Source organism: Micromonospora echinofusca (genome assembly GCF_900091445.1).
In the GTDB taxonomy this organism is placed as follows: Bacteria; Actinomycetota; Actinomycetes; order Mycobacteriales; family Micromonosporaceae; genus Micromonospora; species Micromonospora echinofusca.
Window position 1 is genome coordinate 3,093,282 of sequence record NZ_LT607733.1, and the last position, 12,406, is coordinate 3,105,687.

Annotated in this window: 12 protein-coding genes; 5 read left to right on the plus strand and 7 right to left on the minus strand. The window is 73.3% G+C overall.

Features of this window, described 5'->3' with window-relative positions; all coding sequences use genetic code 11:
• Positions 1 to 24: 24 nt before the first annotated feature.
• The gene (locus tag GA0070610_RS13590) at positions 25 to 717 is read left to right on the plus strand and encodes a class I SAM-dependent methyltransferase (RefSeq protein WP_089000383.1); all 693 of its coding nucleotides are present in this window, start codon (positions 25 to 27) and stop codon (positions 715 to 717) included.
• Between the two features lie 193 nt (positions 718 to 910).
• The gene (locus tag GA0070610_RS13595) at positions 911 to 2,110 is read left to right on the plus strand and encodes an NAD(P)/FAD-dependent oxidoreductase (RefSeq protein WP_089000384.1); all 1,200 of its coding nucleotides are present in this window, start codon (positions 911 to 913) and stop codon (positions 2,108 to 2,110) included.
• A gap of 384 nt (positions 2,111 to 2,494) precedes the next feature.
• Here the strand turns inward: GA0070610_RS13595 and GA0070610_RS13600 are convergent, their stop codons facing one another.
• Positions 2,495 to 2,899 carry a hypothetical protein gene (locus tag GA0070610_RS13600; RefSeq protein ID WP_089000385.1) on the minus strand — a complete coding sequence of 135 codons (405 nt, stop codon included), beginning with the start codon at positions 2,897 to 2,899 and terminating at the stop codon, positions 2,495 to 2,497.
• Positions 2,900 to 2,946: 47 nt separating this feature from the next.
• Between GA0070610_RS13600 and GA0070610_RS13605 the strand changes: the two genes are divergently transcribed.
• Together GA0070610_RS13605 and GA0070610_RS13610 are read left to right on the plus strand one after the other, a co-directional pair.
• On the plus strand, positions 2,947 to 5,799 hold the full coding sequence (locus tag GA0070610_RS13605; RefSeq protein ID WP_157747152.1) for a CHAT domain-containing tetratricopeptide repeat protein: 2,853 nt from the start codon (positions 2,947 to 2,949) through the stop codon (positions 5,797 to 5,799).
• A 65-nt stretch (positions 5,800 to 5,864) separates the two neighbouring features.
• On the plus strand, positions 5,865 to 6,302 hold the full coding sequence (locus GA0070610_RS13610; RefSeq protein ID WP_089003478.1) for a hypothetical protein: 438 nt from the start codon (positions 5,865 to 5,867) through the stop codon (positions 6,300 to 6,302).
• Positions 6,303 to 6,318: 16 nt separating this feature from the next.
• Here GA0070610_RS13610 and GA0070610_RS31130 read toward each other — a convergent pair whose 3' ends face one another.
• The 5 genes from GA0070610_RS31130 to GA0070610_RS13635 all read right to left on the minus strand — a co-directional run bounded on the left by GA0070610_RS31130 (position 6,319) and on the right by GA0070610_RS13635 (position 9,487).
• Positions 6,319 to 6,516, minus strand: a complete 198-nt coding sequence (locus GA0070610_RS31130) for a nuclear transport factor 2 family protein (RefSeq protein ID WP_197697846.1) — start codon at positions 6,514 to 6,516, stop codon at positions 6,319 to 6,321.
• A gap of 277 nt (positions 6,517 to 6,793) precedes the next feature.
• Complete coding sequence (locus GA0070610_RS13620) at positions 6,794 to 7,129, minus strand: DUF6194 family protein (protein WP_269458881.1); 336 nt, start codon at positions 7,127 to 7,129, stop codon at positions 6,794 to 6,796.
• 1 nt (position 7,130) lies between these two features.
• A complete protein-coding gene (locus tag GA0070610_RS13625; protein ID WP_089000388.1) occupies positions 7,131 to 7,964 on the minus strand; it encodes a nitroreductase/quinone reductase family protein in 834 nt (277 codons plus the stop codon).
• Between the two features lie 418 nt (positions 7,965 to 8,382).
• Positions 8,383 to 8,859 (minus strand): DnaJ family domain-containing protein, encoded by a 477-nt coding sequence (locus GA0070610_RS13630; RefSeq protein WP_089000389.1) that lies wholly within the window; start codon positions 8,857 to 8,859, stop codon positions 8,383 to 8,385.
• A gap of 61 nt (positions 8,860 to 8,920) precedes the next feature.
• Positions 8,921 to 9,487: a GNAT family N-acetyltransferase gene (locus tag GA0070610_RS13635; RefSeq protein ID WP_089003479.1), complete on the minus strand. Its 567-nt coding sequence runs from the start codon at positions 9,485 to 9,487 to the stop codon at positions 8,921 to 8,923.
• A gap of 130 nt (positions 9,488 to 9,617) precedes the next feature.
• On the opposite strand from GA0070610_RS13635, the gene GA0070610_RS13640 reads away from it, so the two are divergent.
• Positions 9,618 to 10,268, plus strand: coding sequence for a LysE family translocator (locus GA0070610_RS13640; RefSeq protein ID WP_089000390.1), 651 nt, complete (start codon positions 9,618 to 9,620; stop codon positions 10,266 to 10,268).
• Between the two features lie 84 nt (positions 10,269 to 10,352).
• Here GA0070610_RS13640 and GA0070610_RS13645 read toward each other — a convergent pair whose 3' ends face one another.
• A complete protein-coding gene (locus tag GA0070610_RS13645; protein ID WP_172896526.1) occupies positions 10,353 to 12,389 on the minus strand; it encodes a beta-galactosidase in 2,037 nt (678 codons plus the stop codon).
• Positions 12,390 to 12,406 lie beyond the last annotated feature (17 nt).

Consider the following 12,406-nt stretch of genomic DNA (forward strand, 5'->3'; position numbering starts at 1 on the left):
CCACCACTCGGACAAGCTTCCCGGATGCCTGCAGCTCACGCGTATCACGACCAAGCCGGTGACGTCTTCGCGGCACACGCCGCCGACGGTTCGCACAATGCCTACACGGACCGGCCGGCCATGCTCACGCTCGCCAGCGACGTCGCCGGTCTCCGGATCCTGGACGCCGGCTGCGGCGGCGGCCACTACGCGGCCGAGTTGGTGCGCCGGGGAGCCGAGGTGGTGGCGGTGGACGGCAGCGCGGCACTGGTCCGGCACGCCCGGGCCCTGCTCGGCGATCGCGCCGAGATCCAGCAGCACGACCTGGACACTCCGCTGGAATTCGCGGCCGACGCGTCGTTCGACGGGGTCGTCTGCGCGCTGGTGCTGCATCACCTCACCGACCGGGCCGGTTTCCTCGCCGAGGTACGGCGGGTGCTGCGGCCGGGCGGCTGGTTCCTGCTGTCGACGACACATCCGACGTCGGACTGGGGCTACTTCGGCGGATCGTACTTCGACGAGAGCTGGGTCGGGTTTTCTATGGCCGACGGGATCACCATGCGTTTCCAGCGGATGACGCTCGAATCTCTCATGACCGAGGTGCTCGACGCGGGGTTCGTGTTGGAGCGGCTGGTCGAGCCGAGGGCGGTCGAGACGCTGCGCGCCATCAACCCGGAGCGCTACGAGCGACTGACCGGGCGCCCGAGCTTCGTAGCCCTGCGCCTGCGCCGCCCCTGACGACGCCCGTTGCAACTCGTACGCCGCCACGTGCTCCGTGCAGTCGTCCGGGCATGGGCCGGCGGCGGTACGCAACCGTCCTCATCTCCGTCCCCGCCCGGCTGCGGCTGCTGCGTGACCCGCCTCACGCATGTCACAACGCCCGGTCGCCCGGTGTCTTCAGGTCGAAGGCCCCACAAGCGAAGGAGACACCATGACCGGCAACACCGATGTCGTCGTGATCGGCGGCGGATACGCCGGCGTCATGGCGGCCAACCGCCTGACGCAGCGCACCGACGTGCGCGTGACCCTGATCAACCCGCGCCCGACCTTCGTCGAGCGGGTCCGCCTGCACCAGCTGGTGGGCGGGTCCGACGACGCGGTCGTCGACTACACCGACGTCCTGGCCGGGCGCGTACGGCTGGTCGTCGACACCGCGACCCGGATCGACGCCGCCGAGCGCCGCGTGCGGCTGGCGACCGGCGGCACTCTCGGCTACGACTACTTGATCTACGCCGTGGGCAGCGGCAGCGCCGACCCGGACGTGCCCGGAGCCGCCGAGTTCGCGTACCCGATCGCGAGCCTGGAGGACGCGCGGCGGGTGCGGCCTGTCCTCGACGCCGCCCCCGACTCGGCCCCCGTCACGGTGGTCGGCGCGGGCCCGTCGGGCATCGAGACCGCCGCCGAGCTGGCGGAGACGGGCCGCGCAGTGACCCTGGTCTGCGGCGGGGTGCTCGGCCCGTACCTGCATCCTCGTGGCCGACGTGCGGTGGCCCGGCGGTTGGCGAAGCTCGGCGTCACCGTGCTCGAAGGCCCCGACGCGACGGTGACGGCGGTGGCCCGCGACGCCGTGCGGCTCGGTGGCGGCCGCGAGTTGCCCAGCACGGTCACCATCTGGACCGCCGGTTTCGGCGTGCCGGACCTGGCCGGCCGCAGCGGGCTGAGCACCGACGCCCTGGGACGCCTGCGCACCGACGAGACGTTGACGAGTGTGGACGACGCGCGCATCGTGGCGGCCGGAGACTCGGCGGCGCCGTCGGATCTGCCGTTCCGGATGGGCTGCCAGTCGGCGATGCAGCTCGGGCCGCAGGCCGCCGAGACGGTGCTCAGCCGGATCGCGGGCCGGCAACCCGCGCCGGTCGCGGTGGGTTTCGCCGGCCAGTGCATCAGCCTGGGGCGGCGTGCCGCCGTCTTCCAGTTCGCCCGCCGCAACGACGCCGCCGTGAGGTTCCACCTCGGCGGCCGGCCGGGCGCGCGGCTAAAGGAACTCGTGTGCAGGAGCATCGTCTGGCAGCTGTCGTACGAGGCGCGCAAGCCCGGCGCGCGCGCCTGGTGGATCAGCGACGGCACGCGCCAGCATCTGCTCCGGGCCAGGCGGAGCGAGGCGCCCACCAGCGCAGGACAACCGGCCTGACCAGGCATCGTGCGGCCCCCGCCCCGGGGCCGCTCGTGCGGCGGCGCATCCACAGCGGGGGGAGCCGCCGTACGAGGGCGGTCACCGGACGGTCAGGTGCCGCGCTGGTCGAGCGAGCCGTCGGGCCCAGGCGACGGCGAAGCGGCGCGGAGAGCTCGGCGATCGGCTGGTCCGTACCGGCCTTTGTGGACGCTCGGGTCACCCTTCGGCCGATGGCCGCCGCGCCGCGGGCGCGTAGCGTACGGTGTCGAAGCGGTGACCCCGGACCAGTCAGCGTCGATAGGAGCACCATGATCGCGGAGACGGTGGAATGCGCCTACTGCGGACAGCCGAAGTCGGACCGGGTGCGCAAGTGCCCACACTGCGGCAACGGCTGACGATCCGCTACCGCACCCGCACCTGCATGACCTGCCCCTCGGGATCGGTGCGCACCTCGAACGGGCGCTGATCGGCGGTTCCCTCCGCCGACCACGACCTGTCCACCAGTTGCACCACCTGCAACACCTCGATCGTCGCGTACCCGACCGAGGTGAGGTGACCCGCGATCGCCGTGGCGATGCTGGCGGCAGTCGGGGAGGAACGCCTCGCCAGGAAACCGCGTGCGCGCAGCTGAAGCGCCACGGCCTTCAGCACGTCGTAGGTGAAGTTCCCGGTCACACCGGCCAGGACGGCGTCGCGGAGGAAGTCGGTGACGTCAAGAGTGTGGGCCGCATCCGACAGTTCATCCTCGGCAACTCCGTCCAGCACCAGGGAGGAACCGTCGTCCAGGGGCACGAGCAGTTGCGTCATGCACACATGCTGGCAGACCCGCGCACCATGATCGTGGGAAGGATCGCGTGGAGGGTTACCCCGGACGCGGGCGCGTGTGGTGGCTCGGTTTCTGGCAAACCGCCGAGTACGCCCACTGGTGGCTCAGCGCAGACGTACGCCTGCTCGACAGCGCCGGCCCGCTGGCCGTGGGCTCTGTCGCACTCGACCGGCTGGCCGCGCCACTGGCCGCCCTCTCGGCCTCGCTGCCGGGTCTCGTCGCGAAGGAACGGGCAACGCTCGCCGACGTCGACCGCCGCATCGCGCAGGCACTCCCCCAGCACGACGACCCCGCGTCGACGGCTTCCGCCATCGCCAGGCGCATAGAACTCCTCGGCGAGCGGGTCGCTGTCCTCAACGGTGCCGCCCGTCGCTCCTGGACCGGCGCGATGGTCGACCCGGCCGCCAACCTCGCCCTGTTCCGCGAGCTGGGCAGCATCCTGCTGCCGAAGGAGCTTCGCGATCGGATCCGGACGGCGGACGCACACGACACGACGCTCGTCGTAGCGCCGGGTCCCGGCCTGTCGAGCGTGCCGTGGGAGCTTCTCGTCATCGACGACGAGCACGACGTCCGGCTCATCGAACGCGCGAACGTCCTGGGTGGAATCAGCCCGGCCATGCTGGTCAACCTGGCGAGACCGGCGGCACCCTGGACTGGCGACGGCCCGGCCGTACGGGTCGTCGATCCCACTGCGGCCGGAAGCCGGAACGGTGGCGGGCGCATCTACCCCGACGGGGTGCCCGAGGCGTGGCGCCGCCGCAGCGACGACACGGACGCGCTGCTCGGCGCGGGTGCGACGGTGGGCTGCTCGCCCTCGGAACTGGCCGCGGCCCTCCAGTCGCAGGCGTGGTCCCGGCTGGTGTTCGTCGGCCACGCCTCGGCCACGGACCCGGCGATGCCGACCTCCGCTGGCCTGGAACTGGCCGTCGACGGGGAGACCGGGAACTCGCGGCTCACCGCCGGGCAGTGGCTGAGGGAACCCGCGCGGTGGCCCGCCCCACGCCGGGTCGGCTTCGTCGCCTGCCAGTCCGACGACGCCGGGTACACCGAGCAGATCGGTCTCACCCTCGCGGCGATGAATGCGGGTGCGCGCACCGTGATCGCCACCCGTTGGAGCCTGCCGAGCGACGGCTCGGAGCGCCTCGTGGCCGGCGGGGCGCCGATCGGCTCGGCCACGACCGCGCTCGCGCTGGCCGTCGATGCGGCGCTGGAGACGACCGATCCCGTCGGGGCCATCGGCGAGTGGCAGCGTGACCGGCTGCGCTGCTGGCGGACCGCCAGCAGCGCAGCCGCACGCCGCCTGCACGCCCCGTTGGTGTGGTCGGCGTTGGTGAGCTACGACATTCCGGACGCTGCGGTCCGAACGATCCCAGGGGTCGACCACCCCACGCAGCGACGCCTCGAACCCGGGTCACCACGTCCCGACGTCCCCCGGTGGCAACCGGGCGACGACGCCGCCGAGGTGGCGAAGAACAGGTTGGCAGCCGGCGTGGCGGCGTTCGGCCGCGCCGACTGGCCCGAGGCGCGCGAGCACTATCTCGTAGCCCTGGCCGCCTTCGCCGCCCGCAAAGACCTGAAGGGCGTCGCCGACGCCACGACCAACGTCGGCAACGCCGCGTACTTCATGGGTGACCTGGAGGAGGCTGCCGACCGGTACCACACGGCCCTGCCCCTGTACCGGGATCTCGACCTCGATCGGCAGGCGGCCGTCGTCGGGCAGAACCTGGGCAACGTGTCGTTTCAGCGCGGCGAACTCGATGTCGCCGCGCAACAGTACCGGGAGGCCGCCGAAGCCCTGCTCAGAGGCGGGTTTCGTCGGCACGCAGCGGACACGCTGGTGAACCTGGGTGCGGTACTGATCGAACTGGGTCGCCCGCGCCCCGCCCTCGAACACCTCGACCAGGCAGGGGACCTGTACCGGGAGACGTGCGACGAAGGCGAACTGGGCGGCAAGCTCGCCGAACTCGACCAGAACACGGCGTTGGCGCTGGCCGGGGTGAAGTCCTTCGAGCGTGCCCGCGCCCATCTGCTCTCCGCCCTGCGGCACTGGCAGACCGACGATCCGTCGCCGGAGCGGGCCGCGCGCATCAACCACAACCTGGGTCTCGTGGCGTTCCGCGCGGGCGACCTGCCGGAGGCGCAGCTCAGGTACTCCCTCGCCATGAAGCACTTCCACACGGTGGGCAACGAGCACGAGGCGGCCGACGCCAGGCTCGGCCTGGGAACCGTCGCCCGCAACCGGGGCGACGTGGGCGAGGCCCGGGCGAACTTTCGGCAGGCGCAGGAGCACTACCGCAGGACGGGGCAGTGGCTGGCCTACGCCCAGGCCTCGTTCAACGAGGGGCTGACCTATCCGAGTGACAGCGGCCAGAGATTCGACCTGCTGGCAGGCGCGTGGGCGGCAATGCAGTCGATGTCGTGGCGGCTCTCGCACGTCAGCGAGCGGGCCGGCTGGCGCGCCGCCCTCGACCACGCCAACGACGAGGTTCTGGAGTCCGCTCGCCGCAGTGGACGCACGCGTCAGTTCGTCGAGCTGCTCGAGTCGTTGCGGATAGCCGGCACGCTGCGCCGCGCCACGCCGACACGACTGCCTCCGGCGCACCCGTCAGAAGTCGACCGGGACGCCCCGTTCGCCGAACCACTACCGTCGATGACGCTCTCCGCCGGACCGCTCACGCCCTGGGCACCGTCGTCAGCCGCCGACGAGGCGCCCTGCGACGCGCCACCCTGGATCGACTGCGGCTGGCCACCCACCCTGGTCGACGTCGTGGCGCGCGCCGAGGAGATCATCGCCGTCGCCGGGACGACGACACCTCCCCTACGCCGGGGGACGGTGTCGCTGATCCCGTTACTGCACCGACATCCGCCTGCCGACCAGTGACGATCGACCGGTTGCCGGACGGCACGGGTAGGCGATCCGACCAGACCACGGAGGTGGCTCACCCCATGTTCCCACTCAAGCTGGCGCACCAGGCCAAAGGCACGCCTGTGGAGACCCTGCACAAACTCGTCGAGGCGGCAGATCTCGTGATCACCGTGCAGGGCCCCGGCGAACTCGGCGAGATCGTCCGCGACATCGTTGCGGCGGCACCCCGCCTCGCCGAGGACCACGAGGTCAGAGCCGACGGCCTGATCATGAGTCGGGTGGGTCTCTACCGTGTCTTCTGGGGCGCGCTGAGGTGCCCCGGCGGGAGTCTGGCCATCCTGGTCCCGCTCTCGCTGCACGACGGACAGGAGGTCAGCGAGTGGACCCGGCACTTCATGAACGAGGTGCTCGACCCGGTCCGGGGCCTGTCGCGGCAGGGCTACTCCGTCGGCGGTGGCGGTAACGGGATGGTGACCGAACGGGACTTCTGTCACGCCTTCACGCAGGCTCACACCTAGCCCGCAACTGTCGCGGTCAGCGGTGGTCGTTCTCCTTCAGCTCGATCACCCAGGCGCGCCGCTCGGCGATCCTGCCGTCGCGCATGACGAACACCTCGGCCATCGACATGCGCATCTCCTCGCCGGTGTCGCGGCGCACCGAGCCGACGAGCTCGGCCATGACCGTGTCGCCCTGCTCCACCATGCGTACGACCTCCAGGTGGGGCGGCGGCACGAACCCCGGGCCCCTCGATGGCGGCGTCGTAGGCCTCCTTGCCCTTGAGGTGGAAGGCGCCGAACACCGTCCACTCGATGTCGTCGGTGAGGCAGGACAGGATCTGCCCGTGGTCGTTGCTGCGGAAGCCGTCCAGGTAGGTCTCGACGGTCTGCGTGTTGCGTGACATCCGGCGGTGTCCCCCTCGTCCTCGGCGGGCCTGCCCGACGGCAGACCCGCCGAAGCTAACCCCGAGGTGCGACAGGCCCGGACGGGACGCGCCGGCCGGGCGCGCATCTCAGGACGAGGTCTGCCGCGACCGGTTGTTGGCGTGCTTGCGGACCGCGAAGGCGTACGCCTCGGCGAGCAGTTGCCGCACCGTGGCCAGGGTCGCCTCGCCGGGGTTCACCACGCACACCCAGTGCTGCGGCGCGTAGCCGGGATGCGGCAGCACGGTGTCCGTCACCGTGTGGTCGACGCCGCCGTCGGAGCCGTACGGGAACAGCCTCGCGTACGCCGAGCGGGTCAGCCCGACGTTGAGCCGCCACGCATCCGGTCTGCCCAGCGCGGAGGCGTCGTCGTAGTGGTCGCCCGTCACGATCGTCGCGAACGGCAGCTGTCGCTCGGCGGGCAGGTCAGCCGGCGCCGTCGAGGACGGGGATCAGCTGCTCCTCCTCGTACGTCAGGTGGGCCTCCAGCTCGGTGGTGAGGCGCTCGACCTCCCGGCGGGCCTCGGCGGGATCGCCGTCGGGGTCCCCGACGACCTGCTGCAGACGTGCGACCAGCGCCGCGATGCGTTGGTGCTCCTCGCGCAACCGTGCCAGGGCCGGCGCGAGGTCGGGGCGCTGCCCGTCCAGGCGGGCGAACATGCCGTCGTCCTCGTTGCGGTGATGGTGGTGCAGGCCGTGGCAGAAGGTCAGGCAGTTGACCCGTAGCTGCGCGCCCAGACCCGGACCGGAGCGGGCCACCTCGTCGCGGATCAGCGCCAACTCGCGGCGGAACGCGTCGTGGATCAGCTTGAGCGCCGCTCCCCAGGACGCCGCTTCCGGCGGACCGCCCGCCACCTGGTGCAACGCCACCACGGGGATCACGCGCGAGGTCTTCGCCTGGTATGCCGCCCACCCCGGATCGGCCTCCACGGCGCGGGCGAAGATCTCGTCGCGTTCGGCGCCGGTCAGCACCTCCGCGCGGGCCTGGTAGGTGAAGACCCCGTCCTCGACGGTGGCATGCGGGTCGGCGACAAGGTTGTGGTACCAGTCCGGGTGCCTCGGACCGCCCCCGGCCGAGGCGATGACGAGGATGCGTTCCTCGCCGTCGGGCAGATAGCCGACCGGGGTGGTGTGCGGGGCGCCGGAGCGGGCCCCGATGGTGGTGAGCAGGATCAGGCGGGCCCCCTCGAAAGGGCCGCCGACCCGGCCGGAGTTGGCGCGGAACTCGTCGATGATCTGCTGGTTGAAGTCGTTGGGCAATGCTCTGCTCTCTGCTCGGGCAGGAGATGCGGCCACGGTGGATCGCCCGCCCGGCGACCGGTGGCGGCGAGGATGTGGGATACGCCGGCGTACGACCGGCGTGGACGGTGGAAAGGCGCGTGCGGCAGACGACGCGGCGCGGTGGACGTGGCGTCGACACCGGCGGGTGCGGGGCGTCGGCGGGCCGCGGGCCCGCCCCCGGCTCACCTGCCGGCCGGGTGCCCTGTCCGCTCGTGGCCCATGGCCGACCCGGCAGTCACGACTGCGACCCTAGTGCCGCTGCCGGCGGCCGGCAAGCGCCATCGGGTTCCGGGTACGGAGTGGACGAGCTCGGTTGGGCGACCGAGGGTGACCGGCAGAGCTGCTGGACCACCGCCGCGCCCGTGGCGCACGACCTGCTGGCGTACGCCGGCCAGGGTCAGCGGGCGACCCGACGCCGCCAGGGTGGTCGCCAGCCTCGCCGGCGTGGTGCGGCCGGCGGGGCAGGGGGCGCCGGAGCCGTTGCGGCGGCGGTCTCCCGCTCGGCCCGCCAGCGGCGGACCACCTCGTCGGCGTTGACGGGACGCACCGCGACCCGGGGGCCGGTGGGCGTACGCAGCCACGAGAGGATCTGGGCGTTGAGGTCGGCGACGAACGCGCGTACGGAGGCCTCGGTCGGCAGGTCCCGCACCTCGTCGGGTACCCGTTCGATGCGGCGGCGCAGTTGCAGGGGCGTCGGCAGCAGCAGGTCGGTGGGGAGCTTCTCCCGCTCCAGGAAGCTCTTGATCCACCACGACTCGTCGTACGGCTGGCCACGGCCGGGGATCGGCTTGCCCATGCCGGGCAGGTTGTCGAACTCGCCCTGCTCCTGCGCCGCGCGGATACGCGCCTCGACCGTCGCTTCCCAGCTGTCCACCCGCCGACACCTCCCCGGCCCACGGTAACGCGGCCCACCCCGTCGGGGCCGACGGAAGAGGTCAGCGCCCGGGCCCGGGTGGGCATTCCCGGGCGGGCCGGGCCCAGCGGGCGTGCCGGTGGCCGTCACGGGGGAACGGCGGGCGGGCCGGCAGCACCTCCTGGAAGAGGTAGCCGGCCTTCTCCGCGACGCGGCAGGACGCCGGGTTGTCGATCTGGTGCAGCAGGTCGAGTCGGCGCAGGCCGGCGAACCGGTCGAACGCCCACTCGGTGACCGCCGTCAGGGCGTGCGGGGCGACGCCCCGGCCCCGGGCGGGCGCGGCCGTCCAGTAGCCGACCTCGGCGTCCCCGCCGCCCCGCGTGACGTTCTTGACGATCACCTGCGCCACCAGGGTCTCACCGGCCGGGTGCGGCTCGATCACCGCGAAGCTGAACCGGGTGCCGTCGGCCCAGTCCCGGTGTGCCGCGGCCAGGAACCGGCGCGCCTCGGCGACGGTGGTCACCGGCGCCCGGGTCCAGCGTCGCAGCACCGGGTCGCGGTACGCGGCGATCAGGGCGTCGGCGTCGTCGTCGCGCCAGGGTCGCAGCAGCAGTTCCGGCAGGGTCGCGGTGGCCGACGCGCGCAGCATCGGCCCAGTGTGCCCGTTGCCGCGCAAGCGGTGGGGGCGGGCGATCGCACGCCCCCGCGCGCGCACACGGGTCCTCGGCGCGGCGGCGTACGGCGTAGGGTCGGCGCGAGTCGGCGGAACGGGGGGCGACATGGTCGGTACGGGTGCGCTGGTGGGTATCGCGCTGGTGGCGCTGGGGATGGTGCTGACCCCCGGCCCGAACATGGTCTACCTGGTGTCGCGGTCGGTGACCCAGGGTCGACGGGCGGGGCTGGTGTCGCTGCTCGGCGTCGCCGCCGGATTCGGCGTCTACCTGGCCGCCGCGGTCGCCGGCATCGCCACGGTGTTCGTGCTGGTGCCCGCCCTCTACACGGCGGTCAAGCTGGCCGGCGCGGCGTACCTGCTGTGGCTGGCCTGGCAGGCGCTGCGCCCGGGCGGGCAGTCGCCGTTCGCCCCGCAGCCGCTGCCGCCGGACGGGGCGCGGCGGCTGTTCACGATGGGCCTGGTCACCAACCTGCTGAACCCCAAGATCGCGATCCTCTACGTGTCGCTGCTGCCGCAGTTCATCGACCCGGCCCGCGGTCACGTGGCGGCGCAGAGCCTGCTGCTGGGGTCGACCCAGATCGCGGTGGCGCTGACGGTGAACGCGTTGATCGTGCTCAGCGCCGGCTCGCTCGCCGGGTTCTTCGCGCGCCGGCCGCTCTGGCTGCGGGTGCAGCGACTGGTGATGGGCACGGTGTTGGCGGGGCTGGCGGTGCGCATCGCCGCCGACCGCTCCCGCGCCGCCGTCGCCCTGCCCTGACCCCGGGTCCGCCGACGACGGTGCGGCGGACACCCGTGCGCCGGGCCCGTCGGCGAGTGGCGTCGTGAGTCGCTGGCCGAGGGGTCAGCCGTCGGCGCGATCCGGGGCGCCACGGCGGCCGGCGGCGTCGCTCTCCCGGAGCACGGCGGCGCCCCCGGCGGGCAGGTGCACCTGCGCGTCGACCGTCGCGCCGGTGAGCAGGTCGGTCCCGGCCGCCGGGACCCGCTGCGGCCGGTCGGTGTGGTTGAGCAGGAACAGCCAGCTCGCCCCGGCGCCGCGTCGGCGGACCGCCTCCACCCCGGCCGGGACGGTCGGGCAGACGGGTGACGCGCCGGCCGCCCGCGCCGCGTCCGACAACAGTCGTCGGTAGGTGGCGTCGTCGGGTCGGGTGGACAGGTACCAGGCCGTGCCGGCGCCGAAGTGGTGGCGGGTCACCGCCGGCAGCCCGGCGAGCACGCCGTCGGCGTACGTGTCCATCGGCTGGGCGCCGGCGAGGCGTACCGTCTCGGCCCACAGGCGGCCGGTCCCGCCGCCCGACAGGGGCACCGTCTGGGCGTCGGCGAGCGGGTGGAACTCCTCGACCCGTACGCCCAGCACGTCGCGCAGCGCCCCGGGGTGCCCGCCGAGGCGCACGCGGGCGTGTTCGTCGGCGACCCCGCTGAGCCACGTCACCAGCAGGTGGCCGCCGCCGCGCACGTACCGGCCCACCCAGTCGGCGGTGGCGTCGGAGGCCAGGTAGAGCGCCGGCAGCACCAGCAGCCGGTACGCGTCGAGCCGGTCGCCGGGCAGCACCACGTCGCAGCCGTAGCCGGCCCGCCACAGCGCCCGGTGCGCGGCGGCCACCTCGTCGCGGTGGTCGAGCTGCGGCGACGGCATCCCCGGGTGGCCCAGGGCCCAGCCGCTGGCGGCGTCCCAGGCGATCGCGACGTCGGCGTCGACGGTGCCCTCGTTCGCCTCCGAGATCCGCTCCAGCGTCGCGCCGAGGTCGACGGCCTCCCGGAACACGCGGGTGTCCGGGCCGGCGTGGGGCACCAGGGCGGAGTGGAAGCGTTCCGCCCCGCCCGCCGGGGCCCGCCACTGGAAGAACATGACCCCCCGCGAGCCACGCGCGACGTGCGACAGGCTGTGCCGGGTCATCCGGCCGGGTTCCTTGGCGTGCATCCGCCCGCCGGTGTGGATCTGGTTCGGGGCGCTCTCCATCAGCAGCCACGGCGCCGACCGGTCGCCGCCGGCGCCGTGGCGGGCCCAGCCCCGGGCCAGGTCGGCGGCGAGGGCGCTCTGTTCCTCGGCGCCGCCGTCGACCGCGTCCGGGTAGTGGTCGATCGCCACCACGTCCACCTCGGCGGCCCAGCGGGCGTGGTCGACGGGCACCCAGTCGCCGAGGACGTAGTTGGTGGTGACCGGGATCGTCGGGTTGGCGGCGCGCAGCAGGTCGCGCTGCTCGGTGTACGCGGCGAGCAGGGTGTCGGACCAGAAGCGGCGGAAGTCCAGCAGGTGTCCCGGGTTGGCCAGGTACTGCGTGGCGCGCGGGGTGTCGACCTGCGCCCAGTCGGTGTAGCGCTGGCTCCAGAAGCTGGTGGCCCAGGCGGCGTTGAGCGCGTCGAGGTCGCCGTGCCGCTCGGCCAGCCAGCGCCGGAACGCCCGGGCGGTGTGGGCGCAGTGGCAGGTGGTGCCGTACTCGTTGTGCACGTGCCACAGCGCGAGGGCCGGGTGGTGGGCGTAGCGCTCGGCGAGGGCGGCGGCGATTGCCCGGGCGGCGGCGCGGTAGGCGGGCGCGGCGGCGCAGTAGGTGTCCCGGCTGCCGTGGTGCAGGCGTACGCCGTCGGCGGTCACCGGCAGCGCGTCGGGGTGCGCCAGCGAGAACCAGGGCGGGGGTGACGCCGTCGGGGTGGCCAGGGCGACGGAGATGCCGCCGTCGTGCAGCAGGTCCAGCACCTGGTCGAGCCAGTCGAAGGTGTGCCGCCCCGGCTCCGGTTCGAGCCGCGACCAGGCGAACACCCCGACGGTGACCAGGTTGACCCGGGCGCGGCGCATAAGGGCGACGTCCTCGCGCCAGACCTCGACCGGCCACTGCTCGGGGTTGTAGTCGCCGCCGTAGCGCAGCCCACCGGCACCCCACATCGCGCCACCGCCAATTT

What these genes read in the sequence shown, in the direction of transcription:
- GA0070610_RS13590 (WP_089000383.1), top strand. Translation starts at nt 25, where the DNA reads ATGCCTGCAGCTCACGCGTATCACGACCAAGCCGGTGACGTCTTCGCG.
- GA0070610_RS13595 (WP_089000384.1), top strand. Translation starts at nt 911, where the DNA reads ATGACCGGCAACACCGATGTCGTCGTGATCGGCGGCGGATACGCCGGC.
- GA0070610_RS13600 (WP_089000385.1), bottom strand. Translation starts at nt 2,899, where the DNA reads ATGACGCAACTGCTCGTGCCCCTGGACGACGGTTCCTCCCTGGTGCTG.
- GA0070610_RS13610 (WP_089003478.1), top strand. Translation starts at nt 5,865, where the DNA reads ATGTTCCCACTCAAGCTGGCGCACCAGGCCAAAGGCACGCCTGTGGAG.
- GA0070610_RS13635 (WP_089003479.1), bottom strand. Translation starts at nt 9,487, where the DNA reads ATGCTGCGCGCGTCGGCCACCGCGACCCTGCCGGAACTGCTGCTGCGA.
- GA0070610_RS13640 (WP_089000390.1), top strand. Translation starts at nt 9,618, where the DNA reads ATGGTCGGTACGGGTGCGCTGGTGGGTATCGCGCTGGTGGCGCTGGGG.
- GA0070610_RS13645 (WP_172896526.1), bottom strand. Translation starts at nt 12,389, where the DNA reads ATGTGGGGTGCCGGTGGGCTGCGCTACGGCGGCGACTACAACCCCGAG.